Origin of the sequence: Vibrio sp. 10N.239.311.G01 (genome assembly GCF_041465805.1) — a bacterium.
In the GTDB taxonomy this organism is placed as follows: domain Bacteria; phylum Pseudomonadota; class Gammaproteobacteria; order Enterobacterales; family Vibrionaceae; genus Vibrio; species Vibrio crassostreae_C.
Genome location: NZ_JBFSRM010000006.1, coordinates 20,972 through 47,285 on the forward strand (window position 1 = coordinate 20,972; position 26,314 = coordinate 47,285).

Genomic DNA, 26,314 nt, shown 5'->3' on the forward strand with positions numbered 1-26,314 from the left:
AAAGTGCAGATTCTCACCCCTCATCTTTCCCTGCTTTTCGTTTACTCGTATCCCGCATCTGTTTATCCTACGCTTTTGGTTTCTATCGGCGTTTTGCATGCAAGATAAGCACGGGCTATTAACTGCCCCTATTGAGAGTACATTGCGTACCATGACCATACCGACCATATTCGGTATGGTGGCGATCTTGATGTTTAACCTCGTCGATACTTTCTTCATCTCATTGCTTGGCACCCAAGCCTTAGCCGCGGTGAGTTTTACCTTTCCAGTCACCTTTGCCATCAACTGCATCACCATGGGGATTGGTATTGGCTTATCGACATGTATCGGTCGATTGCTTGGCCAAGGCAGTGCACAAAATGCAGCACGCTTTACCTGTCATGGCTTATTGCTGGCTCTGCTTCTGGTCGGCTGCGCGTCTACATTAGGTATTATCGCCTTAGAACCTATGTTTACCCTGCTAGGAGCAAAGCAAGAGTTGTTGCCGCTGATATCGGAATACATGTCGGTGTGGTATCTCGCGATCCCATTTTTGGTCATCCCCATGGCAGGCAACAGCGCCATTCGTGCCAGCGGCGATACTAAAACACCCGCCAAGATTATGCTACTGGCTGGCCTTATCAATGGCGTTTTAGATCCGCTACTTATCTTCGGGTATGGGCCTTTTCCTGAACTGGGGATTCAAGGCGCTGCGATTGCCAGTGGTTTCAGTTGGTTTGGTGCTTTGTGTGGCTCACTCTACGTATTGATGGTGCGAGAAAAACTGCTTGCGCCGCCTAAGCTGACAAACATCGTCAGTGACTGGCGACAGATCTTAAAAATAGGCACCCCAGCGGCTTTGTCTAACGCTCTGAACCCACTTGCCGGCGCTATCATCATGATGATGCTGGCCAAACAAGGGACTGAAGCCGTGGCGGCGTATGGCGCAGCGCAACGTATCGAGTCCATTCTTATCATTGTGTTGATGTCTCTTACTTCGGCGCTTACGCCTTTCATGGCGCAGAACTTTGGCGCAAACAACCCACAACGCAGTTTTAAGGCACTGTTTCTGAGTATGCGTTTTGCTGTGATGTTCCAAGGTTTGATTTTCTTAATGATGGTGCCGTTGAGCATTCCTTTGGCTGCCCTGTTCTCTCAAGAAGAATCCGTCCGAGGCATATTGTGGCATTACCTGTTAGTCGTGCCCTTTAGCTATGGATTCCAAGGCATTGTGATGATGCTGATCAGTGGGATGAATGCCATGCATCAACCACTCAAAGCCTTTCAATGGAGCTTCATGCGTTTGTTTGTCTTTACCTTGCCATTCGCTTGGATAGGCAGCCAAATTGATGGTGTCGAAGGGCTGTTTATAGGCTTAGCCTTGGGGAACATTGTCGGCGGTATTTCAGGGTACTTGTTTGCGCTTCGTGTAAGGGGTAAAGCAGATGCGGGATACGAAAAGATATAAGAGCAGATACGGGATGCGAAAAGATATAAGAGCAGATACGAGATGCGAGTAACCGGGATGCGAAAAGATTTAAGAGCTTAAGAGCAGTTACGAGATTCGAAGAGCTTGAGAGCAGAAAAAGACTAAAAAAAGGAAGATGACATGGAAGACACCACTTACAAAATGTTCTATGACGCACCAATTGGCAAGATGATCATTGTTAGCAATGGTGTGTCGCTTATTGAAATTGACCATGTAAATCACGAAGAGCTAATGATTAGCAATCCAGATGACCTTTGCCAACTGGCAGCGAAACAGTTAGATGAGTACTTCGCAGGTCATCGAATAGAATTCGATTTGCCATTAAGAGCGATAAAAGGCACTGACTTTCAAAAAGTAGCTTGGCAAGCTTTAACAACCATTCCTTATGGCGAAACCATCAGTTACGGTGAGCAAGCGAAAATAATGGATAACCCAAAAGCCGTAAGAGCAGTGGGTGGTGCGAACGGCAAGAACCCATTTAGTATTGTTGTGCCTTGCCATAGAGTCATCGGCGCGAATGGAACATTAACCGGCTACACCGGCGGTATGAATCGCAAAGAGTGGTTGTTAGATTTTGAGCGTTCGATCTTAAATAAAAAGAAGTAAACCTTATCTCACTAGATCAATAATATAAAATTTCGCCATCAAGAAGCGCCATTATCACCAGACAACATATAGTCTATATTTAAAATTTCATACAAAGAGGTGATGGTAATGTCCACTGATACGATTGAATCTTATGAAGATCGAAAGCGTAGAGATGGAGCTATAGCGCCAATGAAACTATTATCGTTTTCTATTGATGATAAAAAACATGACCGAGTCAATTCAGGTACTCAGATTCGAGATAAACTGGCAAAACGTAAACAATCGGTTCAAGAATCAACATCACCGTTACGCTGATAATAATACGTTCGGTTACTTTAGTTTAATCCCATAAGTGTCAATATGGGCAAGTAGCTCATTCGATGTAATTCTATGTTTAACGAGCAAGTCAACCTTGAACGGAAGTGACGATTGTTCTAAACGATCTTGCAAGCCTGCGACGACACTTAACGAAATCCCATGCCCCTCGATAACAATATCGATGTCGGAGTTATCTTTATAAGTTCCAAGGGCTCTAGAACCGAATACCCAGGCATGAATGACTGCGGCATGACTCAAAACAATATCCTCAATCAACTGATACTGATGAGGCTTAAGGCCGACCGAGTCTGGTTTAACCAAATAACTATCGATCACATTTAACCTCTTGTTCGCATTGACCCTCTTGATCACATTTAAGCTTTAAATAGAGTGTGACTTGCCCTATCACTGGTGAAAATGACTCTAAGATCAGTGACTGAGCTTCAAGGACATTTTCCTCATCATAGGTGTGGGACAATAAATTTCGTTTTATGAGTGCTTCAAGCATAATCTCACACTGCTCCGAAGACAGGTGCTTAGCCTCTAAGGCCGTACGAAAAACGCTCCTCGGCGAAGCCACATCAAACCCTTCAAACTCAAGTAAGTCTTTAAGGGTCTTCCATGTCAGTTCGAAAGAAAATTCAAAAGTTTGTACTAACCCAGCGAGCTCTAACTCATTGTAGCTATCTTGTGAGCACGCTCTCTCAAGCCTTTGCTGCGCTTTCATTAAGTTTTGCAGTCGTTGCTTCCAACGGTCTGGGTTTGAGTTCATATAAACAGCCTAAATATAAGGTAAAAGACAAGTATAGTATGAGCCTTAAGCTACCTAATCATTCAAGAAATGTCACTCTTTCGATATTCATCAAGACTGTTCTTTTCGTCTTTTGTTTAAGGTCGTGCCCTTATGTTCTCCCCTGCATGTTTTTCTTACCCAATACCTGTCCTTAAGCTCTTCGCTACTCGTTTACCCGTATCTCACATCACGCATCCGTTCTTAAGCTCTTCTCATCTCGCTTACTCGTATCTCACATCTATAAAAAAGCCCGCACTTTTAAGTGCGGGCTTTCAAAATCGTTAAAGCTCAACGTGAACCGCTGAGCCAAACAACTATTTAATTACTTAACGATCACATCACCTGACATTTCTGCCGGGATTGCGATACCAGATAAAGAAAGCATCGTTGGTGCTAAGTCAGACAGTTTACCGCCCTCTTTGAACTCAACGTCTTTGTTACCTACGTAGATAAGCGGCACTGGTAAGTTAGTATGTGCAGTGTGGATGCCACCCGTTTCTGGGTTAACCATCATTTCTGCGTTACCGTGGTCTGCGGTGATAAGCAGTTGGCCGTCAGCTTCTTTGATTGCTTCAACCACTTTACCAAGACATTCGTCTAGCGACTCTACGGCTTTAACTGCTGCATCGTAAACGCCAGTGTGGCCAACCATGTCACAGTTAGGGAAGTTACAAACGATCGCGTCGTATTTGCCGCCTTTGATTGCTGCAACTAGCTTTTCAGTTAGCTCTGGTGCGCTCATTTCTGGCTGTAGGTCGTACGTTGCTACTTTTGGAGAAGCAACAAGCTGGCGCTCTTCGCCTTCAAACTCGTCTTCTTTACCACCGTTGAAGAAGAACGTCACGTGCGCGTATTTCTCTGTTTCAGAGATACGTAGCTGTGTTTTACCTTCCTTCGATAGCCATTCACCGTAAGTGTTCTCTAGAGAAGCCGGTGGGAATGCACATAGAAGTGGAATGTCTGCCGCGTATTGAGTCAGCATTACGAAATCGATCGCTGGGAATACGTTACGAGCAAAACCGTCGAAATCAGGAACGAATGCACGTGTAATTTCACGAGCACGGTCAGCACGGTAGTTCATGAAGATTACCGCATCGCCATCAACGATAGCGGCAGACTCTTCGCCTTCTGCTTTGATTTCCGTCGCTTTAACGAACTCATCGTTTTCGTCACGAGCGTAAGCCGCTTCTAGGCCAGCTACTGCAGTGTCGAATGTGAACTCTGCTTTTGCTTGAGTCAGCAGGTCGTAAGATTCTTGAACGCGATCCCAGTTGTTATCACGGTCCATTGCGTAGTAACGACCAATAAGCGAAGCCACACGGCCTTTACCTAGCTTAGCGAACAGTTCTTGGAAGCGTGCTAGTGTGTTTTCTGCGCTGCGTGGCGGCGTATCACGGCCGTCTAGGAATGCATGCAGGTAGATTTTCTCTGCGCCACGCTCTGCTGCCATTTCAACAGCTGCGTAGATGTGATCTTCATGAGAGTGAACGCCACCTGGAGACATAAGGCCCATGATGTGAACCGCTTTCTCAGCTTTCACCGCTTTATCGATAGCGTTCACTAGCGTTTCAGTTTGGCCGAATTCGCCGTCTGAAATTGACTTAGTGATACGAGTAAGATCTTGGTATACCACGCGACCCGCACCAATGTTGGTGTGACCCACTTCAGAGTTACCCATTTGGCCATCAGGTAGGCCTACATCTAAGCCAGAAGCCGAGATTAGCGTGTTAGGTTGGTTAGCAATAAGACCGTCTAAAACTGGAGTCTTAGCGTTCGCGATAGCGTTGTCTTGGTTGTCTTCACGGTAACCGTAACCGTCAAGGATCACTAGAGCCATTGGCTTCTTAGCTGACATAGGACTGACCTCGTTCAATTCAAAATAAATCGGTATAAAAACAAATTAGCGTAATTTTACTACAGTTTACAGTCAAAACTGTAGCGGAAGATCAAGAAAGGGCGCAGGTAGGATGATCGAATATGAAAAAAAGCGTCATTTGATGGTGACCAATGCTTTATTTCCAAATTAAAGTTTTTATAAATAATTCCGCAGAGGCTAAGTATTCGGTGATCGCTAATCCATCAGGCCAGCTTGCTTAAAGCTTTGTTTATCGGATAAGTCTAACAAACTTGAGTGTTGTTGCTTCTTAAATTCACGCATCAGCACGTAAGGTTCTAACTCTTCATACAACGCTATCTAAAAGAGAATACTTATGATCGAAGCACCCTTTTTACCAATGCTAGTTTGAAGCATATAAATTCTGACAACTAACACCTAGCTCCCGATGATAACCAATTCCCAGAATGCTGGCCTCCATTATCGGAACTAGTAACAATGCACGCTTGGTTAATGAGCTAGTTCGCATGAGTCAAACTAGATCCGCAATGGTTGTGTTGTTGTCATTGTTAGCATGCTCCTTCACCAATCCAAACGTCAGTGACCCAGGATTTACTAAGTTTGGTCATTAATCTAGATCTTGGAATGAAAGCTGAGTAAAACAGGTCGAAAATTGAGATTAAGCTCCCTAAATTTAGGAAAAACCTGCACCTTATAACCTCGCTGCTAACCTAAAATTTTGATACACTCCACCACAGGAAATACAATATACGAATTACTATGAAGCTTTATACGATCCAACATTCATTGGCACTTCTTAGCATTCAATTAATCATAACAAGTTGGTGTCTATTCACATACTCTCATTTACCAAACACTGTTCTTAATTCTATGGTTTTGGTTATGTTTGTATTTTTATTAACTACTTATACTCTTCCATCAAAAAATAGACTATTTTCAAATAAACAGCATGAGTTCATTATTACACTGATAAGTAGTTATGGCGTTTCAGCTCTATTTATTACACTCATCCGAATAGATTACTCTCGTCCTGCTTTGCTTATAGGGGCTGCCTTAACCTTTATTTGGATTCTCATCTATTATCGTTTACATAAAAAACAAAAAATTACACTATATTCTCTTGCTGGGTCAGTAGATAATGTTGACTCACGTTATAAAAACATTACCGTATATCAGTATCAAAAAGACATATCACTACATCAAATCAAAAAAAACTCCGATGGACTGGTTACTAATCTCCATGAAATACACTCAAGAGATACAGCTCAATTCCTTGCAGATTGTGCTCTTGCTCAAATACCCGTTTATCATTCAGAAGTGATTACTGAGCGATTAAATAAACAAGTATCAACTACTCATTTATCCGAAACCACCTTACAATCTCTCATCCCAAACTCTAGATACTTAAAAATAAAGTCGGTACTAGAAGCAACTCTTATCTTACTATTTTTGCCTATAACTCTTATTTTATGCTCTATTATTTCAGCTCTACTTTATATACAAGATCCAGGAAAAGTAATATACACCCAAACTCGAGTTGGCAAAAATGGCACAACATTTACTCTGTATAAATTCAGAACCATGTACAATTTAGCATCAATCAAAAGTACACAATTTGCTACTCAAGAAAAACATCGAATTCATTTTATTGGTGCTTGGTTAAGAAAATTTAGATTGGATGAAATACCGCAGTTTTATAATGTATTAAAGGGAGATATGTCCCTAATTGGCCCTCGACCTGAGCAACCTGAATTTGTTAAGTCCTACAAACAGAAAATCCCATTTTACAACTATCGCCACACGGTAAAGCCAGGAGTCACCGGCTGGGCACAGATAAATCAAGGATATACCGACAATTCAGAATCAACGCAGACAAAGCTAGGTTATGATCTCTATTATATTAAGCACTACAGCTTCGAGTTAGATTTAACTATCGCAATAAAAACGGTTAGGACCTTACTAACAACTGATGGGTCTGCGTAATGAAGCAAAAAAAAGTAGTACATATACTCATTGACAATGCCACTCGACTTGAATTTTTCCAACGAGTCCTTAAGAATGAAAATACTACACCCTCTTATGTACTTCATTCGAACATCTATACCTATACGCTAGCAAAAACAAAAAAGTATCCTGGCAGCCATATTTTACTTAGACAAAGTAAAGTTAAGAAAAACACAGTGCAGTCAAGCATTGAAGAGATTAAGGGACAAAGAGAATATCAATATGGTATTAACCGAAGTAACTTTAAAAAATTAGTAGAACCAAATGATGAACTATGGGTATTCTCAGGGTTTCAATACGTCGCTTTAGAAATAAAGACTACACATCATAATATTCGTTACTTTGAAATAGCTAATTTCCCGAATAAATACCAGTCAAGTTATACAGGGGTAAATGCGGATGCAGATCATCATCATAAAATAGAAGAATTACGAAGAACTCGTACTGTGATGCCTAGAGAAATAGAACTGCTAAAAAAACGATTACTAACTTTTCGTCCACCACACGTTGACTCATCAATATTAAGCAAAGCTCTAGAACAGTTTGTGAACCTGATAGGCTTTTATTGCCTAAAAACAACAGCACCTCATTCATCGCCCTTGCAGCAATTAAAAACAGCAATAGAGATCTATCGAGTTAGAAAGGTAATTCATAGCCATAAGAGCTTACAACGCCCAAGTAACTTCAATTTATTCATAGGTCAAGTAGCACAAGATTCACAAACTCTATTTCAATCTAATACAAATGCCATTGACTCAATTAAAAAAGCACGCCAAGACTCAGAATCAAAAGGACTCCCCCTTATCGTTCGGCTTCACCCTGGAGAAAAACAACTTTGCGTAATACAGGAACAAATCCATTTTTGTAAACAAGAAGGCATCCTCATTTGCAACCAAGGAGCTTTACTTGAAAGCGTTCTTCAAAGTGAGCATATATATACAATAAACTCCACTGGAGGGTTACATTCTTTACTCCTTGAAAAACCAGTAACCCTTTATGGAAACTGTTTTTATCAAGACTGGAAAGCCAGTGATGTTGTCCTTTATCACCAACATTTACTTCAAGAATTACAACCTCCTAACTAATAAAAGGAAACAATAGTGAACATAATAACTACATCCACTAAAGTTGGGGATAATGCTCAACTTTCATTTAAAAAAGTGGCGGTACTAGATATCCGACGACACTCAATCCCGGAACTATGTGAAGATAAGCGAGTTTTAGTGGTTGGCTGTGTAGATATGATTGATATGCTCTCTATGCAAAAGTACATAGAACAAGGAGAACATCAATTCCACAATATTTCCCAGAAAGCCAGCTATACGGCAGGACTTGATATCAATGAAAAGGGCGTTAAATTACTGCAAGAAAAAGGATACCATGTTGATCATTGCGACATATTCAACGGTCGAAGTAAGTATCTAGAGGAAGAGTATGATTATGTCGTTTTGTCTCATGTTTTAGAGCATATGATTGATTTAACGGGCTTCATAAACAAAGTAATGAACACTGTAAAAACCAAACAAGTTATTTTTGCGGTACCAAATGCATACAATATAAAACATGCGCTCCCCGCTCTATTACTACAAAGAGAAAAAGTCAGTAATGACCACTATTACACTTTTACACCAATCACCTTTGTAAAGCTTATCAAAGGATTGAACTTTGAAGTAAAAGCACTATATTTTGATCAAGATAGAAGAATAAAATCAGGTAAAAAACACCGAGTATTGGGAACCTTATGGTCAATAGTAAAGTCAAAACTATTCACACACAGCGGTGATATTGTTTTAATTGCTCAATATAAGAATTAACTTTTCTGTACGCTCCTTTGAAAATTACATGAAAAGTAAGCCGTGAATAAAGTATAAATAGTTTTTCCTCCAATCGAGGTTAACACAGCCCCCCATACTCCATAGTTAATAGTTAACACAGCGAGTAAAACAAAAACGACTAGTGCTGACATAATTGTTGAAATAGTAATATAGCCTAATTTATTTTGGGCTATTAAAAAGCTTTCAGTCCACCCCAAAAAAGCTGCAGGAATCAGCAATAGTGAGCTATAAATCAATAATTCATGAAAAGATACATACTCCTCCCCAAACATCCTCATAATATCTTCACTGGAAACAAATATAATCATTACACCAAACAGCATGGTAACGACAGGAAAGAATGCCCCCACATAACCCAACTTCAATACTGCTTTTGAATCTTTAAGACTCACCGCTTGAGTAAAACGAGGTAAAAGTAATATTCTTGCTCCAACAACTACAAAGAACAAAACATTCATTAAACGAGCAGTAACTCCCATCACTGCAATACTCTTATCATCTAACCAAAATGAAGATAAAGGCAGCACCAGATGTGTAACCGCAAGACCAAGAACCATAATCGACAGGTATGGCAATGTGCTTTTGAATGTCTTATTTAACTCAGCAACTGATATTCGACTAAACCCTATATCACCCATTTTAATCAAATAACCTAGCGCAATAACTAGCGTCAAAAAGACACTAAAAGAATACAATTTAATAAGAGAATATTTAGGTACACTCAGAACTAAAACAACAAATATAAAAGGTTGTAAAACAAATTGAAAAAACGCCCCCAAAGGAGCTTTATTATGACCTTGAAATATAGTCATCGTTAAAAAAAACAATGACATTGCGTATATTTCAAATAAACCTAGTTCAACAGTTAAGTCAAGCAACCTAACTAACACCCCAAAATACAATCCAAAACAGATCAATGCACCCAATAAGGAAAGCAAAAAAGCAGCAGAAATAGCGCAGTATTTTTCTTTTAGGTCATAACTGGCGGCAATATTCTTTACGAGTAATCGCCCCCCTCCCAATGTAGCCAATTGTGATACAAAAACAAGAATACCGAGAGAAATAAAATATTGCCCAATAATCTCTGGTTGATATAAGCGAACCAGTAATAAGTTAACTAGTAAAGCCCCGATTGCCCCTGTAACCTTAAGAGAACCAAGTTGAACCCCCTGCTTAATTAATCCGCTCGACTTACCTAGGCTATTCCTCACTACACCCTATCTCCAGAACCCTTGCCTGAAACTGTCTGTATAATATAAAGAAAATAGAGTTTTACTGATAACTTTTGAATCATCTTTTTATCCCACTCCGCCAGCAACTTAGGTGTCGACATATCGATATCATTAATTTGAGCTAAACCCGTTACACCAGGCCTAACAGAGAGAACCCCTCTTGACTCCCTCTCATCGATCAGTTCTTTTTGGTTGAACAAACATGGCCTTGGACCGACTAAGCTCATTTCACCTTTAAGTACGTTGTACAGCTGAGGCAGCTCATCAAGCTTGGTCTTACGCAGGAATCCACCGAGCTTAGTCACAGAACTCGCTCCAACTAGATGAGTCGCAACAGATTTTGTTTCCACTGGCATGGTGCGAAATTTTACTAAAGTGAATGGTTTTTTGTTGCGCCCTACTCGTGTTTGAAAAAAGACAGGCGACCCCGTATCAAAGTAACCAAGGATACAAATCACGAGAAATACTGGCCATAGAAACAACAGGCCAAAGAAAGCAAAAGTAAAATCTAACAAACGAATCAAAATATGTGTCCTATCAAATTCGGATTGAAAACGTGGGGGCACTATAAGCACCACTAATCAATAAAGGATACCTGAAGAATTTATGGATAAGAAAGCCATAAACTACCTAAAAACGCATCAATGCGACTTCAAGTAAGCTTCTACGGTTCTTTTGATCCCTTGCTCAAAACTTACAGGGGGTTTCCATCCCAAGGTCTCTTTCGTCAAACCTATCTCAACCTGGAGGTTGCCACAGATCCTTTGAGCTATGTGCTTCTTTTTTAAAGCTGACGATCCAGCTTGTATCCAAGACATTGGGATTGGAATTAATCGCGGTGATTTCCCCATAGTATGAGCGATGGTTTGCATCAATTGAGTTGTCGATACATCCTGATCATCAGAAGCTAAGAAGGTATAGCCCGGAGCTGAAGGGTGCTCGCAACAAGTTAGTATCAAATCGGACAAATTATCCAAATAAACCAAGCTTCTCTGGTTCTTTATAGCACCAAACGGTAACGGAATGCCTTTATCAATCAAACGCATCATAGATAAGAAATTTGCTTTGACGCCAGGCCCATAAACTAATGGAGGCCTGATGATAACCACTTCTAGCCCTGTATCTTTTGAAAGCTTAGCCAGCTCAACTTCAGCTTCATACTTGCTCAAGCCATAAGGGTCTTGCGGAGTATTCTTTAAATTCGGCTCAAAGGGTAAATTTGGCTCACTAAATTCACCGTTAACTTTAATAGAGCTGACAAATACAAACCTTTTAACGCCCGCTTCAGCGGCTTGCTTCGCTAGGTTCAAAGTGCCAAGGGTGTTGATATCTCGATAGGCAGTTAAAGCACCTTGCGCACTCTCATTCATTTGATGCACTCGAGCAGCACAATGAACAACACAATCCACACCTTCAAATGCACTAGACCAATCGGTAGAAGCATCAATGGAAGGGATAACCAAGCTATTAGTTAGTGGCTCTATTTGCTTACGCACAACCGGAATGACTGCCCAGTCACGCTCTCTAGCTAACTCAACAATTCTAGAACCTACAAAACCAGTGCTACCTGTGACTAGGATATTCATAACAAAGCGACCTCAACCGAACAAATGACGAGCAAATAACGAGCAAGCATAGCAATAAAACAATAGAGTACCGCATAACCATCAATTTAAACTAGCGTACCGCACTTAAGAGCATTAAAATACCTTCTAAAAAACTATAAATATTAAATTTGATATACTCAGTCGCATACTAAGGGACGCAATGATCAGGCCACTACAGCAACTATTAAATGCCAAGCGCAAAAATAAGCGTTTTATCAGTATTGGCTATGATATTTTCGCTATCATTATCTCCCTCTATCTAGCTATCGCCTTAAGGCTTGGAAATGCCTTTTTTGAAGTCGAAATTGAAGAACTAATTACACTATTTGCGACGGTATCAATCACAATTTATAGTTTTGTTAAATTAGGAATGTACCGAGCGGTCTTGCGTTATATGATGCTACCAGCCGTGGGCAACATTTTCTTTGGCGTTATAATTTCAACCCTCGCTTTAATAATGAGTGGCTTTTTTTTCCACTCATTCATACCTAGAAGTGTTCCGTTTATATATGCTGGTTTAGCAACCCTGACGTTAGGTGGCCCCAGAATACTCATCCGTTCAATTTATTATCACTGGTTTAAACGCCAGAAACCCAATGTCTTTATTTATGGCGCAGGAGCGACTGGTCGTGACTTAACGTATGCTCTGATTCAGGGAGACGAATACAATCCAGTCGTATTACTTGATGATGATCCAACAAAATCAGGTCAAATATTATTTGGACTTAAAGTCCATCACCCAAGTGAATTTGAACACCTCCAATCACTTTATCAACCCGTAAAACTACTTTTAGCAATTAATGGGATTAATAAAGGGGAGCGTTTGAGATTGGTTGAAAAATTGTCACATTGGCCAATCGCAGTGCAATCCGTTCCATCAGTAGAAGATATTGCGGCAGGAAAAGCTACAGCAACTGACGTAAAAGACTTAGACGTTGCAGATCTACTCGGAAGAGCTGCAGTGGACCCTGACAAGGCACTTCTAGCACAAAACATTTTTAATAAGAATGTGATGGTTACTGGCGCCGGAGGATCTATCGGCTCTGAGTTATGTCGCCAAATCATGTCACAAAAACCCAAAACACTCGTTTTGTTTGAGCTAAATGAATACAACCTTTACAAAATCGATCAAGAACTAAATTCGACTAAAATCAACTTAAAAAGCGAGACTCGAATAGTCGCAGCTCTAGGCTCCGTTCAGAGACAAAACCGCTTAGAAAAACTGATGATAGCTCACGGAATTGAAACGGTTTACCATGCTGCAGCTTATAAACATGTCCCTTTAGTTGAAGATAATATTGTTGAAGGTGTTCGCAACAATGTGTTTGGGACACTTGCTTGCGCTGAAGCTGCAATCCAAACAGGTGTAAAGAACTTTACTCTCATCTCAACAGATAAAGCAGTAAGACCAACTAACGTAATGGGCGCGACCAAGCGTATGGCTGAGTTGGTTCTTCAAGCGTTGGCAGATAAGCAAGACACCACCAATTTCACAATGGTACGCTTTGGCAATGTTTTAGGATCTTCAGGATCCGTTGTTCCACTGTTTAAAAAGCAAATTAAGTGTGGTGGTCCGGTAACCGTAACTCACCCAGATATCATTCGCTACTTTATGCTAATTCCTGAAGCCGCTCAGCTTGTTATCCAAGCTGGTGCAATGGGCCACAACGGACAAGTCTTTGTTCTTGATATGGGCGAACCGGTTAAGATTCTAGACTTGGCAAAACGTATGATTCATTTGATGGGCATGCAAGAAAACATTGAAGGAGCCTCCCAAGAAGGTGACATTAGTATAAAGTTCACTGGATTACGTCCTGGAGAAAAACTCTATGAAGAGTTGCTGATAGGGGACAACGTTGAAGGGAGTGGGCATAAAAAGATTATGACAGCAAAAGAACAAATGTTAAATTGGAACGAAATGCACCCTCTCCTAAGCCGACTAGATGCATGCTGCCATAACTTCGATGAAGAATGTATAATGAAAATTTTGCTCGACTCACCAACCGGGTATAAACCAAAATAGAGGCTTTTAAATGGCATTATATATATCAGTTGTAAATCATATGCACGATAACATGATCTGTTCAAGCTCAACTCTTAAAAGCTTTGCTAAAGAACATACAGTCATTATCAAATCAAACACTACTGCAACTGAGGTTTTAAAAGAATACTGCCTTGACTCAAATATTATTTTAATACAAGGAGTTGATACAAAAGGGTTTGCTGAAAATAACAATGAAACATTTCATTATGCAGAGCAAGAGCTAGGGATGAAAGAAAATGACCATTTTTTAGTACTTAACCCAGATGTGGAAATCATAAGCACCGTTATCAATGAACTTCTTAATCAAGTCACTAAAAATGCAGTCCCTATTTCAACGATAAACTTATTTAAAAATAGACAAATGACTGAATTCGATAACTCAATTCGGAAATTTCCATCACTAGCAAATCCTATTAAAAGTATTTTAGGAATAAAACGGACAGATTATTATGACAAAAGTGAAATTACATCACCAATAAAAATAGACTGGGCGGCCGGTTCCTTTCTATTATTCCAGTACAAAACTTTCAAGCAGTTACAAGGCTTTGATGAGAAATACTTTATGTACTTTGAAGATGTTGACATTTGCAGAAGAGCAAAAGAAGCTAATATAAATATAATTTACTACCCTCAATTTAAAGGGTTGCATTTAGCACGACATTCAAACCGAAATTTATTTTCGAAAACATTTTTATACTACATCAAGAGTACTATAACTTATTTTTTTCAATAAAAAGTTAACTTCATACATCAGTCACATATTTTACATTATCAATTCAACCTAACCGTGAATTTAAATAAGAAAAGAATGAAACTGTTTTGATTATTATAATTTTAACAAAGCTAACACCTCTGATTTTCAACCTTCTAAGGTGAACTTTATCGCTACTTGAGTAATATATTTCATTCACTTTATATGTTTGATATAAAACTTTATATAAAACAATTAAGTAATCCAACCTAAATCTATCTTTAAGTGTTCGTCTATTAGCCCCAACCAAGTTATTCTCATGTTGTCTATATAGTAATGTAGGCTCATTGATATAAGTATATTCGCCAAAAAACCTTGCTAAAACCGCTATCCACCAATCATGCATCGGAATATTTTTATTATCAACATATGAGCTAGATTCCAAAACAATATCGGCCAAAGTTGAATTAATCGCCATACTTGCGCCTTGGACGCAATTTTTAACTAATATTGTATCATCTTCAATAACAAGGTGAGGTAAATCTAGATACTGAATAAAACTATCAGATAAATTTGTTAAGTCTTCACTCACTACCTTAGCATCAGAGAATACTAACTTTGCTTCTTTGGTATGTTCAAACTCTTTAGCAAATAGCTCAACTTTATTAGGTAACCATGTATCATCTTGATCACTGAAAAATATTACATCTTCTTTCACATAATTGAGTGCCGAAAGAAAGTTCTCAATAACTCCCTTTCGAGGCCCTTGATGGGCCTCGAAAGATGGTGCCTGAGGATCAGTGAACAACTCAGATATAAATTTACAATTTGACTCAAATGCTTCTTCTGGCGAATCATCGAAAAAATAAATAGTATCAACTTTTTTACGCTGATTGCTTATACTTCGCACTTGCTCCTCGAGCATAGAATAATGAGGCTTGTAAATACATATAATTACACCAATTTTCATTATTTGGATATCTTATACTTGTGGTGTTCACTTTCAAGAACTGACTTTTTATTAGAGCCCGTACATACCTCAGCTAACCTAATGTCACTGACAAAACTCTTAAAATTATCAGTTAGCATATCAATAGCCACATTGTCAAAGTGAGCCCATGGGGTATTGCCATACTTAACATGCTTTTCAACCATTACGGCACCTGCAGCTACAGCTAATTGGCAGCAGAGTGAGCCAATATCATGACTTGAGTAGCCAGGAAGAACATTGGTATAGGTAGAAGCAAGTTCACTATAATGCCTAACAACACCAACATTTGCATCTTCATTAGCAGTAGGGTAAGAAGAGACGCATTGTAATAAGTACAATTCCTTACAATTAGAAAACTGATTCAGAATATACTCTTCGTATGCAGTATCTGTCATTCCAGTAGAAATAACGACAGCTCCTTTGTACTCTTTAGCAACCAGTTCTAATAAATCTTTGTGCTCAGAAATTGTTGAAGGAAGTTTCAACATGTAAGGGTTGAATTGCTTCATGAAATGATATGACTCAATATCTAAGACAGATACAAACCATTTTATACCGTATTCTTTACACCATTGATCAACTTTCATAAAAGCATCAGCGTCGAGTTCTAAGCCCCTTCTGTAATCCCCAAACGTGTCTCCAAATGGGGATGAATAAGGCTTAGCAAGTTCTTCTGGTGAATAAAATGTAGATACATTACGTTTTTGCAATTTTATACAATCAGCACCAGATTCCGACGCAGAAATAATCATTTTCTTTAATAAGTCTAAATCGCCGAAATGGTTTGTAGTAATCTCTGCAATCACTTGAACATTAAATTCTCTATCTGGTACTTTATATTCTGAGGTATCGCGAACATTTAACATACCTTTAGAGAAGTTTTTCTTGTTAAACAATTCTGGGGTTGAAGAACTAAAAGAACAGTAGCCAATGTGTACTATTTCTATGGATAGATGCTTCTTCGCCTCTAAAATAAGTTCTAGATAAGCCTTCTGATTATTTAACAAACTTTCTATAAAGTTATCTTCACCAAAAGCTATACGACCTTCTGTATATTTAGAATATCCGGAAGTCAGAGTGAAATCAAACCCAAGCAAATAAACAGGGATTTTGGTTCTGGTATAATCTGAAATTAGATTACACAATTTCAGAGCAGAAATAATAGTAGCATCTTCTAAGTAAAAGTCCGCATCAAAAAACCGCTCTTGTATTGGAGCAAGATGTTCAGGGCCTTCATATAGGTGCTCAACTTTTAGACTATTAGTATTATCAGCAGGTAAAGAAGTCACATATAGTGGACACTTCCCCCCTTGTTCTGATAAAAATTCCTCAACCCATTTATAATGGTAGATACCAATATCTCCAGGGTAGATAGTTTCTGAGTCGTTAATATTTATAACAAAGAATTCAGCTAGTTTATCTAACTCGATAGAGTCTAAAGATGAACCTTTTCCTATAACTGCAATTTTAGTCTTGCCAGATTTTTCAAAACTACTAAATACGGGGTCAAGTAATAACATAATTAATCACTCTCTATCACTATCTTATACTTTTGCGTCGGAAACAGTAGTTGACCTTGGTATGGTTTCCCGTCGACAAGTACTTTTTTGTTATTCTCTAATGCTAGGTTCAAGCCAGGTAAAATATCCCAGCAGTTAACGCCTTTTACATTTTCAAAACGTTTGTAAGCCCCTCGGACAGCGTTAAGAGTATTGTACATAGAACACCCTATGATCCTATACTCAAAGCCCTCTTCCAAGTTAACGAGGTCAGACTTAGTCAGCGAGGAAGACAAACCAACAATTCTTGATTCATATTGAATTTGCTTTTCACCCGACAAAGCATAGTCGTCAAGCTCTGGAAGATAGATCAAAGATTCAACATGTTCGCCATCAGTAAAGACTGAAATACCCACGCCCCATTCTTTTAAACCACTGACAAAGTTTTCAGTCCCATCAATTGGGTCTAAAACAACATAAGAACCATTCTCATTCCATTCAAATTCTTCGTAAGCTCCAGAGCAATGCATTTCTTCAGATATTAGAGTATGTCCTGGATAGTGTTCAGTCACAAAGTCATTAACCAAACTTTCAACAAGCAAATCACCCTTAGATACGAAGCTCCCATCGTCTTTCATTTCCTTGAGTTGTCTCAAACTCAAAATTGTGCCCAAGTTATCTTTAATAATATTAATCAATAATTTCATAGTAAGCCTTAGAGAACTTTTGATATTGCGTTTGCGATTATGAAATCTATTTCCTCATTTATATCTATAGATTCAATCTTATCGACTGGAATCAAAGTCGGTCGGTCACCAATTCTTCGTTCCGCTTGTACAACTTCTTTTTTATATACATACAATCCAGTTGTTTCAATATAAAACGCTTCTAGATCTTGAGTTCTAGGGATTGTTTTTTTGTCATAATTTGAAGGTCCTCTGTTATCCAACCAAAGAAACTCATTTTTTTCTTCTACAGTTAAAGCAGAGTCAAACTCTCCAGTAGCAACTGCGTTAACAGCTTTTTCAATAGATTCACGCTTTATAAACGGAGCCGTAGCATGCGCAAGTACATAAATATCAGAGTCAACGTCTCTCGAAAAAGAGCTCATAACGTCATTAATTAACGTTGTATCTTGATCAAGAGATTCCGATCTTTTTAGAAAATGAACTCCTTCAGGTAAATACTCTATAATCTCTTCACTACTACAATAAACATAAATTTCATCTAAGCAGGCTGACTTTGTTAAAGTTTCTAAAATATAGCTAATTAATGGCTTACCGTTATCTAGCTTTTTTATGTTTTTCCCTTGGAAACGTTGATTATTTAACTTGACTGGTACAAATGCAACGACCTTGCTCATATGATTTCCTTATTTTTTAACTTAGAAATTAGTTTTTCCTGTTCTAATATTCTGGCCTCTAGTGAGCGGACTAACGCTCGATTAAATCTCTTAGAAAGATATTGATCATCAATATTATACGAAACTCTTATTTGCTCGTTACTATTAGAAAAATATTTCTCTAGCTCGAACTTGAGAAGTTCTTCATTTGATTTTTTATTACGAGACATTACAAAAACATCCTCTTCTGAAATAGTTATTGAACCATCATTTTTTTGCTTAGCAGCTTGTATAACCTGATGATATAAGTAGAAGTCAGTACTGTCTACATTCGGTAAAAATGTCATATCACTCTTTTCAGAATTAAGTATGAATATGTTGTCCACATACTTAAGTCTTTCTATTTGTGTGAAATATTCTGATGCATCTTCAACAGATTCCAAAACTAGACTACCACGATAAGAGGCGTCCACTGAATCGATGCTTTCACAAATGTCGATATCAAGACCGAAATATTGATTAAAGTTAAGGATTTGCTTACATTTGTTATTAACAAAAACAACTTTATCAGCTGAAATAAACTTAAGCATGGATAAAGTAACAAACAACCTATGCATTCCGGTATATGCTATATGAATGTCATCATCAAAAACTAAACTCTTTCCTATTATGTTTGATAAAGCATGAATACCTGTTGAGGAAGCAGTTAACCCTTGGTCAAAATTCTTCGGAATTATAAACCTAAGCAATTCCGACGGTACTTTCTTATCGATGACTATTGCATTATCGAACCAATCATCATAATTGGGGTGAAAGTCGAATGGATGAGGTTTTATATATAGTTGGTTCCCATCAGAAAAATAGTCCACTAGTAAGGTAAATAAATTTTTCTGTTCTTCCATTGACAATAAATTCAGATTGACAAAGTTCTGGGTTAGGAACAAGGTTGATGTTTCCCCTTCATCCACCTCTTGCTTATGAGCACCGAAGACGGAGAGAATAAGTTCAACATCAACAAGAGACAGTTCATCAAGTACTTTCTCCAAATTAAAGTCAACAAGATTCTTGTACTCATCTTCATTATTTTTATTATTCGGCTGCGAGTTCGTATCCAAATAAATATTCTCAACCAAAGGGTTTCGCCCTATTAACCCTAACTTTATTGTCAATCTATATATATAATCATCCGTGGACTTGAGCATATCAAGCGCTCTATCGTACCTAAAAAACATTCCAGCGCCATCTTCAAGAAAACTATATGGAATATCATTAAGCTTGAGTAAAATACCAAGAGGCCAATGATCAAGGTAAGTATAATATTTATGTCCAGTAGCGAATTCGATTGGATAAATACTCGGAGCATTAGTCCGAAAACTTGATAAGCTAGATTTTAGATTATCATAATCTGCTTCATCAGGTGTAATAGTTCTATTCAAATAAGACTTAGCTAAATTATCATCTACAGCATGAACCTCTTTAAAGATGCCCGTTTTTTCTAAGTTATAGCATATAGAATCATGATAATAGTTAACTTTCGAAACCAAAATAACAGCTTGATCATCATAATGATATTTTAGTTTATGAGAAATACAACCCAAAACCTGATAAGAGCTTAGTGCATAGTAATATATCATATTAAATTCAACCTAAAATATCGCCAAGGCGCTTCATGTTTTCTTGCTTCATATTTCCGACCAAACGATTATATTTATAGTCACTAAAATACTTTTTAATATATGTGTTGTTCTTTATAATATGGTAGATAGGTCCGTAAGCATCTCTTCCCGGAATGTTTTTCATATAAGGGTATTCCTTAAATTTTGAATCATAGTCAGAACAAAAATCAAGCATCCCCGCTTGAACGTCCTTAATTATTGGATAGTTCTCAACTTCAGGAATATCGAACTCAAACTCTAACTCATCATCTTTATCTACCGTTATCGCGCGTACACTTGGATGATTCGCAGTAAGAAACAACTCCATCATTACATTAGACAATCGCACTTTTGAATGCCTAATCATTAACTCTCGATTATCTATTGGTGAAAATAAATAAGTATTGACCTTACCTGACATTAACATTGGAGTTAAATAGTCTCTATTTTTATTCGCAGTAGCTGCTAGCATCCCTGTAACTTTACAGTCTATTGAATAGATATCTTCAATTATTGTTTTAAGGCTTATAGGACTGGAACCATGCCATCCGATATCAACAACCAATATATGTTTCGAGTCGCCGATAACTTGTCTTAGGTACTTTTCAGTTCCTGATTTATATTTTTCATAAGAAGATAAAATATCTTCCCAATGATCAATAATGAAGTTTTCAAATTGTAGCGCATTATCTAAATTGAGGATAGATTTGGAGTTGAACGAATAGTCGTCTAACTTCTCGGCAAAGTCTGAAAGCTGCATACTTTCCAATACATCTGCAAGAGTAAACCCTTCGTGAACTTTATCATGAATATATTGCTTCAAATAATCAGAGCGATTCTGGAAAGATGCTATTATCCTTGATGGGTTTCTTGACCAAAGACAGTACTCCGAAGGTATAGAACCAAAATATTTTTGGTATGCTTTTATCAATACATCACCATCTCTCGATAAAAATAATATCTTATCGATCCCATTATCCTTAGAAAACTTATCAATATGGTTGCAGTATCCATATAAAAATAGTCCGCCGTAGATATAACCGAACTCATAATGGGGTGAAAACACCTCGTGTGTTGTATGCAACTTTTGGTCAACAATACCAGCATAAGCTGTAGATATCATGTTTGACATAAAATTAGCACGATGTTTTTTACCATATGAATGGATGTTTCGATAGTGGTATGAGTCCCAACCAAAGTCTTTTGCATGAGTAAAGTCGGTCAAGTAGTGATCACCAATATGAGCAGTTTTTCTTCCTTGGACAAAATCAGCATCTGCAACTTCATATAGCCCCATGTCTCGTTTACTTTTTTCATACTCACATGAGATATAAACTCGGTCGAAATAATCTAATAAACCGTTTTTTGACAAGATTTTTTCGATATATTCCTTTGGAAAAAACATATCTGATATCGCAATACAAGGCTTATTATTTGCTTTCAATATTTCTAAAACCTCCAACATATATTGGTTCGTAGAACAAAACTCCAACTCAAATTTTAGCTCTAACTCCATACCATATGTTGCATCGATACCTACTTTATTGCTTAGTTCATTATAAATTTCAATTAATTTTATTTCTCTACTTGCCCCACCAGAATTTTCATATTTTATTGAACGTAGGCTTTGTTCAACTTCTACTCTTTTCTTGCTGAAACCTTGTATATTTAGTTCATTTTCCATAAAAATAAACATATCACTTGGTTCACTAATCGGGCGAGTAACTAAAGTGTCAAATATATCGAATGAGACAACATCGTAGTCCAACAGTTTTTTTGCGAAGTGTTGTGATTTTGAACGACGACTCAGGTTAGATTCAGGCCCTCTAAGACAAGCAACATTCAATCTGGGTGTGTTTAACCCCAACAAGTAGGAAAGGTTGTTTTTCTTTCGAAGTAAGCGATACTTGACATTTAATACAAGCACAAAAAAAACAACTTGTAGAGTCAATCTATTTTTAGTATCTCCAACAGCAGAAAGAAAATCGTTCTCGATATATTTATTTTTTGAAACTAGCTCTTTATACAGCCGTTGTTTAATATTTTTAAGATTCATTTATTTTCTTCATTATTCTAATTAACTTTGGCTTGACGCCATTGTGGTTTTTTAACATATAGGTATAGACTCTTGCCTTTAGGTTTTTCCTACCTTTTCCTTCATCAATTAATATAGCCCCCTTCCATAAATTGCGCATTGAATTTTTAATCAATGATTTATAGTTTTCATTAAATTCTTCCTGATTGTAACATGATACAAACGGACTCCCTTGTTCAGAAAATGACACACCGAGCGATTCATTTACTTTAGAAAAAGCAATAAGATCCCCAACTTCCTGATTATCAATAAAGTTTAAATATTCTTTAGTCGACTCTTTAATTGAGCAACTTTTAATATAGTTGTGATACTTAACTAGCTCATTAGCAATATCAATAACACCGTTCCGTATTTCTTTTTTGACCTTTAGATTATCACTTTGTTGGCACGACTCTTCTAAGATAGGGGTGATTGCACCTTCATTATTCGCATCTTTTTTAAACCCTACCAAGCTCCCATGAGGAGCAGAGAAGATGAACTCGAACATCATAATGTTGCGATTGATCTCTTCATAAGTGCTGCCTGGCAAACCTAAATTAAAGGCATAACCAAATGTGCGACTTTTAATCTCAGAATACACTTGTGGAATCGTTCCAAAATAAAAGCCATCCATTTCTACAGCTTTTATTTTCTCGATCGATTTGTGTATCGAACCTCGCCAACCAACATCAACCAAACAGTCTATATTTGTACCATTAGCAACGCCAGACTGTTTGAGATACTCCCTCAATTCTGAGTCATTTCTTGAGTTGGTCGCTTTAATCTGATCAAAAAGTTCAACTACTGCCTTTTTTAAAAGCAATTGCCTTTGCTTTGTCTGTATCTCTTCATCAATATCTAAGCCCAACCCTAAACACACCGACAAGACCTTGTCCATGTCCAAATTATATCTAGAGAATACTTGTCTAGGTGTAATGTAGTAGCCTAATGCAGGATTAATTGCTGTCATAAAATCGACACAATCATCTTTATTATATTGGAGTAATTCACTGTACTGAAAAACACTTCTAGAAGCATAAAGATAGTTAGGCTTAGGTAGTTCGTTATAACAGCTTTGAATTATTTCATATATCTCAAAAGGTATATAGCCATCTCTAGATAGGAAGTGAATATTCTTGTAATTATTATCCTTCACATTATCAACAATCCAAGATGTAAATAAATACATCATATGACTAACATTAAGTACTGAGAATTTATTCCAATAGCTTATCTGCTGATTGTTTTCTAAGTAATTTATCTGAATTGCTCTTATTATTGATTTCTCAACTGAAGATACTGTAGATATCAGGTTTTTATATTTTTCTCTAACTGCTACATAATGAAGAGTAAGTAACCCCTTGCTTTTTGCATTGCTAATGTCAGATATCAGGTTATCACCTATATGAAGCCATTTTTGGGGAGAAAGCTGATTAATAGACCTGACATAATCATACAGACTACCTGTAGCTTTACTTTTCTTTAAAACACCCGATATATGTAGCTGATCATATGTTGTATAACCGCATTTATGCAGCATGTTACTTATGGTTTCTTCGTCAAGATACATATCTGAAATAAAGAATATTTTTTTCCCTTTTTTAAGGGCATATTTATACACTTCGAAGATTACACTGTTCTGGGAACAAAAATCCAATTCGGTTCTTTTTTCCAGATCAGATTCATAAGGAAGAAAACGATATATTTCTTCTATTGAGACATCTTCTTCAGAACTGCTTTTTCTTGCATTTTTTTCTGCCAATATGCGTCTATTATAGAACCCATCTAACCCTTTGAACTGTTCGATAATTTTAAATATATCTACTGGATTAATTACGTCCCGAAAGATAGCAGTATCAAATATATCAAAAGAAACAATGTCAACTTTATCAACTAGGTTCTTATAACATTCTAAGTTATTATCTTTCATAATATTCCAACGTAATTGTTAACACTTTTCTTTTTTCCTCTCCAGTAAAGACATAAATGTTATTAGGCTCACCTATATTGAATTTCCCACCGCAGAAACGACATTTTTGAGCTTGCTTGAATTGAGGAAATTTATTGCCGTAGCTCACAGTTTCAGTCGGCCCATTCAGCCTTGTTGAACCTAGTGTATCAACAACTAGTGCATCCCTATTATAGGATCTTTTATCAATGAAAGCACAATCAAAAAACACAATACCATTTTCAAGACGCAAGTTTTCAAATATAAATATATAATCTTCATCCAGCACAAAATTAGATATTTTTAGGTTCAACTTATCAAATAAAAAACTCATGTTATAGAGAGGAAACACCTCTTTAGGTAGACCTTGTTCCCTTACCACACCGTTTTCTATCCAGATGACCCTATCGGCTAATTTTGACACTTGTACTTGCGAATGACTAACCAAGACGACTGTAATATTTGAATCTAATTTATCTTTAAGTGCAGACTCTGCTTTATTCCTAAAGTCTACATCACCAACAGCTAATACCTCATCAATCAGAAGTACATCTGGCGAAGTATACATAGCAATGGAAAAACCTAGTCTAGCCCGCATACCGGAAGAATAAGTTTTAACTGGTTTATCAAAAAAAGAGTCTAACTCAGAGAATATTTTAATATCTTCAAGTTTCATCAATATTTCTTTTTTTCGGTAGCCAAGCAACATTCCAGATATAATTGCGTTTTGTCGACCCGAAAGGTTATTATCAAAACCAGCGGACAAGGCCATTAAAGATACACTTTCAACATTATGTACCACCTCTCCAGCATCTGGTTTGATAATACCTGTCAAAAGTCTCAACAATGTTGATTTCCCTGCGCCATTTCGACCTATGACACCAAGTTTCTCACCTTTAAAGATATCGAATGAGACATCTTTCAAAGCCGAGTGGCTATCTATTCTTTTTAACCCCTTTCTTTCTTGATAAGTAACATTTACATTCTTCAAGGAAATAGCTAAATCTTTAGAATCAATCATTCCAACACCACCCTTGGGACTCTATACTCTAGTTTCTTATATAGGAAAAGTGCAACAAGTAGCATTGAGATTGCTAAAACACTAACGTATAAAACATTCGAAAAGTTTGGTATATCACCTCTAATTAATACGTCTCGATAGCAATCAATTATTACAGCCAACGGATTTAAGAAAAATATACTTTTCGTTTGTTCAGACATATTATTCGTTTCAAAAAAAATACCAGAAGCAAACATCAAGAATTGCAAAAATGTAGGAATGATAATAGAAAAATCACGAATAAATGGCACTAAAATGGCAGAAATCATACCAGCGGCAAATGTGAAAACAGCCTGAATTATTACTATAACTAAAAAATACCACCAGAGAGTACTAGGTTCATATCCATATAGAATAAGAAAAACTAGTAGGATAAAAAATACTATAATTTGCTTTATAAAGTCTTGTATCAAACATGTCAGCGGAAAGAAAACCTTAGGTATATAGAGCTGATTCATAAGATTCCGCCCTTGAACTATGCTATTCATCGCGTGAGATATGCTTTTAGAAAACCAAAGCCAAGGAATTAAACCACTGAGTAAGAATGGAACATAATCGTCTGTACCATGATTTAAAAAAAATGAAAATACTAAATAATATACTAGCATGTGAAGTAGTGGCTCCACTAACCACCAGACATAGCTAAGGTAGTTTACAGACGCTTCTGACCTGAGGTTCAATGTAGCCTTCGTCCATATCAATTCAGTTATTCTCAATATTTTATACTGATTCATATAACAGTCTCTTTTAACCATATGTATTATTGATAAAATCTTCGAAAGATAAAGCAAGGTTGTCTTTTTCTGAAACAATCAATTTTTTTTCACGTAAAGGCCAATTAATATCAATTATATTATCATCCCATTTAATCGAAACTTCAGCTTTTGGGTTATAATAATCTGTACACTTATAAACAAATTCAGCACCGTCGCTCGTCACATAAAAACCATGTGCAAAGCCTTCTGGAATCCACAATTGACGCTTATTCTCTGCAGACAAATACTCACCAACCCATTGACCAAACGTCGGCGAACCTTGACGAATATCAACGGCAACATCAAACACTTCACCAGACACCACTCGAACCAACTTACCTTGTGTATTTTCAGTTTGGTAGTGTAAACCTCGCAAAATCCCTTTCTTCGACTTTGAGTGATTATCTTGTACAAATTTGGTTGGTTTACCTGTCACTAACTCTTCAAATTGCTTTTGATTCCAGGTCTCCATAAAGAAACCACGCTCATCACCAAACACACTTGGTTCTATAATTTTCACATCTGGAATGCGTGTATCGATTACTTTCATTTTTA

24 protein-coding genes are annotated in these 26,314 nt (G+C 37.4%); 8 read left to right on the forward strand and 16 right to left on the reverse strand.

Translation table 11 applies throughout. The features are described from left to right. Nucleotides 1-97 precede the first annotated feature (97 nt). From AB6D06_RS06445 to AB6D06_RS06455, 3 genes are all read left to right on the forward strand, one after another. Complete coding sequence (locus tag AB6D06_RS06445; protein WP_065584506.1) at nt 98-1,447, forward strand: MATE family efflux transporter; 1,350 nt, start codon at nt 98-100, stop codon at nt 1,445-1,447. A 141-nt stretch (nt 1,448-1,588) separates the two neighbouring features. Further along, on the forward strand, nt 1,589-2,074 hold the full coding sequence (locus tag AB6D06_RS06450; RefSeq protein ID WP_017063159.1) for a methylated-DNA--[protein]-cysteine S-methyltransferase: 486 nt from the start codon (nt 1,589-1,591) through the stop codon (nt 2,072-2,074). A 171-nt stretch (nt 2,075-2,245) separates the two neighbouring features. Further along, nucleotides 2,246-2,371, forward strand: a complete 126-nt coding sequence (locus AB6D06_RS06455; RefSeq protein WP_260302023.1) for a hypothetical protein — start codon at nt 2,246-2,248, stop codon at nt 2,369-2,371. Nucleotides 2,372-2,386: 15 nt separating this feature from the next. Here the strand turns inward: AB6D06_RS06455 and AB6D06_RS06460 are convergent, their stop codons facing one another. From AB6D06_RS06460 to gpmM, 3 genes are all read right to left on the reverse strand, one after another. Beyond that, nucleotides 2,387-2,710: a nucleotidyltransferase family protein gene (locus AB6D06_RS06460; RefSeq protein WP_017067158.1), complete on the reverse strand. Its 324-nt coding sequence runs from the start codon at nt 2,708-2,710 to the stop codon at nt 2,387-2,389. Further along, the gene (locus tag AB6D06_RS06465) at nt 2,700-3,146 is read right to left on the reverse strand and encodes an HI0074 family nucleotidyltransferase substrate-binding subunit (protein WP_017093683.1); all 447 of its coding nucleotides are present in this window, start codon (nt 3,144-3,146) and stop codon (nt 2,700-2,702) included. Before AB6D06_RS06465 ends, AB6D06_RS06460 begins: the two co-directional genes overlap by 11 nt. Nucleotides 3,147-3,489: 343 nt before the next feature. Next, the gene (gene gpmM, locus AB6D06_RS06470; RefSeq protein WP_017063155.1) at nt 3,490-5,022 is read right to left on the reverse strand and encodes a 2,3-bisphosphoglycerate-independent phosphoglycerate mutase; all 1,533 of its coding nucleotides are present in this window, start codon (nt 5,020-5,022) and stop codon (nt 3,490-3,492) included. An 882-nt stretch (nt 5,023-5,904) separates the two neighbouring features. Here gpmM and AB6D06_RS06475 point away from each other — a divergent pair. The 3 genes from AB6D06_RS06475 to AB6D06_RS06485 are packed head-to-tail and all read left to right on the forward strand — an operon-like array spanning nt 5,905 to nt 8,840. Further along, nucleotides 5,905-7,005 (forward strand): sugar transferase, encoded by a 1,101-nt coding sequence (locus tag AB6D06_RS06475; RefSeq protein WP_157939980.1) that lies wholly within the window; start codon nt 5,905-5,907, stop codon nt 7,003-7,005. Further along, complete coding sequence (locus AB6D06_RS06480; RefSeq protein WP_102428025.1) at nt 7,005-8,111, forward strand: hypothetical protein; 1,107 nt, start codon at nt 7,005-7,007, stop codon at nt 8,109-8,111. The genes AB6D06_RS06475 and AB6D06_RS06480 overlap by 1 nt, the downstream gene beginning before the upstream one ends. A gap of 15 nt (nt 8,112-8,126) precedes the next feature. Beyond that, nucleotides 8,127-8,840 (forward strand): class I SAM-dependent methyltransferase, encoded by a 714-nt coding sequence (locus AB6D06_RS06485; protein ID WP_372110042.1) that lies wholly within the window; start codon nt 8,127-8,129, stop codon nt 8,838-8,840. On the opposite strand, the gene AB6D06_RS06490 is transcribed toward AB6D06_RS06485, so the two are convergent. From AB6D06_RS06490 to AB6D06_RS06500, 3 genes are all read right to left on the reverse strand, one after another. Further along, the gene (locus AB6D06_RS06490; RefSeq protein WP_372101299.1) at nt 8,837-10,072 is read right to left on the reverse strand and encodes a hypothetical protein; all 1,236 of its coding nucleotides are present in this window, start codon (nt 10,070-10,072) and stop codon (nt 8,837-8,839) included. The genes AB6D06_RS06485 and AB6D06_RS06490 overlap by 4 nt on opposite strands. Continuing rightward, on the reverse strand, nt 10,072-10,620 hold the full coding sequence (locus AB6D06_RS06495) for a sugar transferase (protein ID WP_029235868.1): 549 nt from the start codon (nt 10,618-10,620) through the stop codon (nt 10,072-10,074). Before AB6D06_RS06495 ends, AB6D06_RS06490 begins: the two co-directional genes overlap by 1 nt. Before the next feature lie 114 nt (nt 10,621-10,734). Further along, a complete protein-coding gene (locus AB6D06_RS06500; RefSeq protein WP_372101298.1) occupies nt 10,735-11,679 on the reverse strand; it encodes a UDP-glucose 4-epimerase family protein in 945 nt (314 codons plus the stop codon). Between the two features lie 181 nt (nt 11,680-11,860). Here AB6D06_RS06500 and AB6D06_RS06505 point away from each other — a divergent pair, with 181 nt between their 5' ends. Both AB6D06_RS06505 and AB6D06_RS06510 read left to right on the forward strand, forming a co-directional pair. Beyond that, nucleotides 11,861-13,723 carry a nucleoside-diphosphate sugar epimerase/dehydratase gene (locus AB6D06_RS06505; RefSeq protein WP_102428026.1) on the forward strand — a complete coding sequence of 621 codons (1,863 nt, stop codon included), beginning with the start codon at nt 11,861-11,863 and terminating at the stop codon, nt 13,721-13,723. A gap of 10 nt (nt 13,724-13,733) precedes the next feature. Further along, nucleotides 13,734-14,477: a glycosyltransferase family 2 protein gene (locus AB6D06_RS06510; protein ID WP_017067664.1), complete on the forward strand. Its 744-nt coding sequence runs from the start codon at nt 13,734-13,736 to the stop codon at nt 14,475-14,477. A gap of 43 nt (nt 14,478-14,520) precedes the next feature. Here AB6D06_RS06510 and AB6D06_RS06515 read toward each other — a convergent pair whose 3' ends face one another. Genes AB6D06_RS06515 through rfbC form a run of 10 tightly spaced genes read right to left on the reverse strand, consistent with a single transcriptional unit; the run spans nt 14,521 to nt 26,309 of the window. Further along, nucleotides 14,521-15,405, reverse strand: a complete 885-nt coding sequence (locus tag AB6D06_RS06515) for a glycosyltransferase (protein ID WP_372101297.1) — start codon at nt 15,403-15,405, stop codon at nt 14,521-14,523. Then, nucleotides 15,405-16,946: an N-acetylneuraminate synthase family protein gene (locus AB6D06_RS06520; protein WP_017067578.1), complete on the reverse strand. Its 1,542-nt coding sequence runs from the start codon at nt 16,944-16,946 to the stop codon at nt 15,405-15,407. The genes AB6D06_RS06515 and AB6D06_RS06520 overlap by 1 nt, the downstream gene beginning before the upstream one ends. 2 nt (nt 16,947-16,948) lie before the next feature. Further along, nucleotides 16,949-17,632 carry an inositol monophosphatase family protein gene (locus AB6D06_RS06525; protein WP_017067579.1) on the reverse strand — a complete coding sequence of 228 codons (684 nt, stop codon included), beginning with the start codon at nt 17,630-17,632 and terminating at the stop codon, nt 16,949-16,951. 8 nt (nt 17,633-17,640) lie between these two features. Continuing rightward, nucleotides 17,641-18,288 carry a cytidylyltransferase domain-containing protein gene (locus tag AB6D06_RS06530; RefSeq protein ID WP_017067580.1) on the reverse strand — a complete coding sequence of 216 codons (648 nt, stop codon included), beginning with the start codon at nt 18,286-18,288 and terminating at the stop codon, nt 17,641-17,643. After that, entirely contained in the window at nt 18,285-19,901 is a 1,617-nt protein-coding gene (locus AB6D06_RS06535) for a polysialyltransferase family glycosyltransferase (protein ID WP_372101294.1), read from the reverse strand. The genes AB6D06_RS06530 and AB6D06_RS06535 overlap by 4 nt, the downstream gene beginning before the upstream one ends. 7 nt (nt 19,902-19,908) lie before the next feature. Continuing rightward, complete coding sequence (locus AB6D06_RS06540; protein ID WP_102428029.1) at nt 19,909-21,978, reverse strand: hypothetical protein; 2,070 nt, start codon at nt 21,976-21,978, stop codon at nt 19,909-19,911. Beyond that, nucleotides 21,968-23,926, reverse strand: coding sequence for an HAD family hydrolase (locus AB6D06_RS06545; protein ID WP_372110043.1), 1,959 nt, complete (start codon nt 23,924-23,926; stop codon nt 21,968-21,970). The genes AB6D06_RS06540 and AB6D06_RS06545 overlap by 11 nt, the downstream gene beginning before the upstream one ends. Next, complete coding sequence (locus tag AB6D06_RS06550) at nt 23,916-24,965, reverse strand: ABC transporter ATP-binding protein (RefSeq protein ID WP_017065819.1); 1,050 nt, start codon at nt 24,963-24,965, stop codon at nt 23,916-23,918. Before AB6D06_RS06550 ends, AB6D06_RS06545 begins: the two co-directional genes overlap by 11 nt. After that, a complete protein-coding gene (locus AB6D06_RS06555) occupies nt 24,962-25,738 on the reverse strand; it encodes an ABC transporter permease (RefSeq protein WP_372100186.1) in 777 nt (258 codons plus the stop codon). Before AB6D06_RS06555 ends, AB6D06_RS06550 begins: the two co-directional genes overlap by 4 nt. Before the next feature lie 13 nt (nt 25,739-25,751). Beyond that, nucleotides 25,752-26,309: a dTDP-4-dehydrorhamnose 3,5-epimerase gene (rfbC, locus tag AB6D06_RS06560; protein ID WP_102428030.1), complete on the reverse strand. Its 558-nt coding sequence runs from the start codon at nt 26,307-26,309 to the stop codon at nt 25,752-25,754. Between the last annotated feature and the right edge of the window lie 5 nt (nt 26,310-26,314).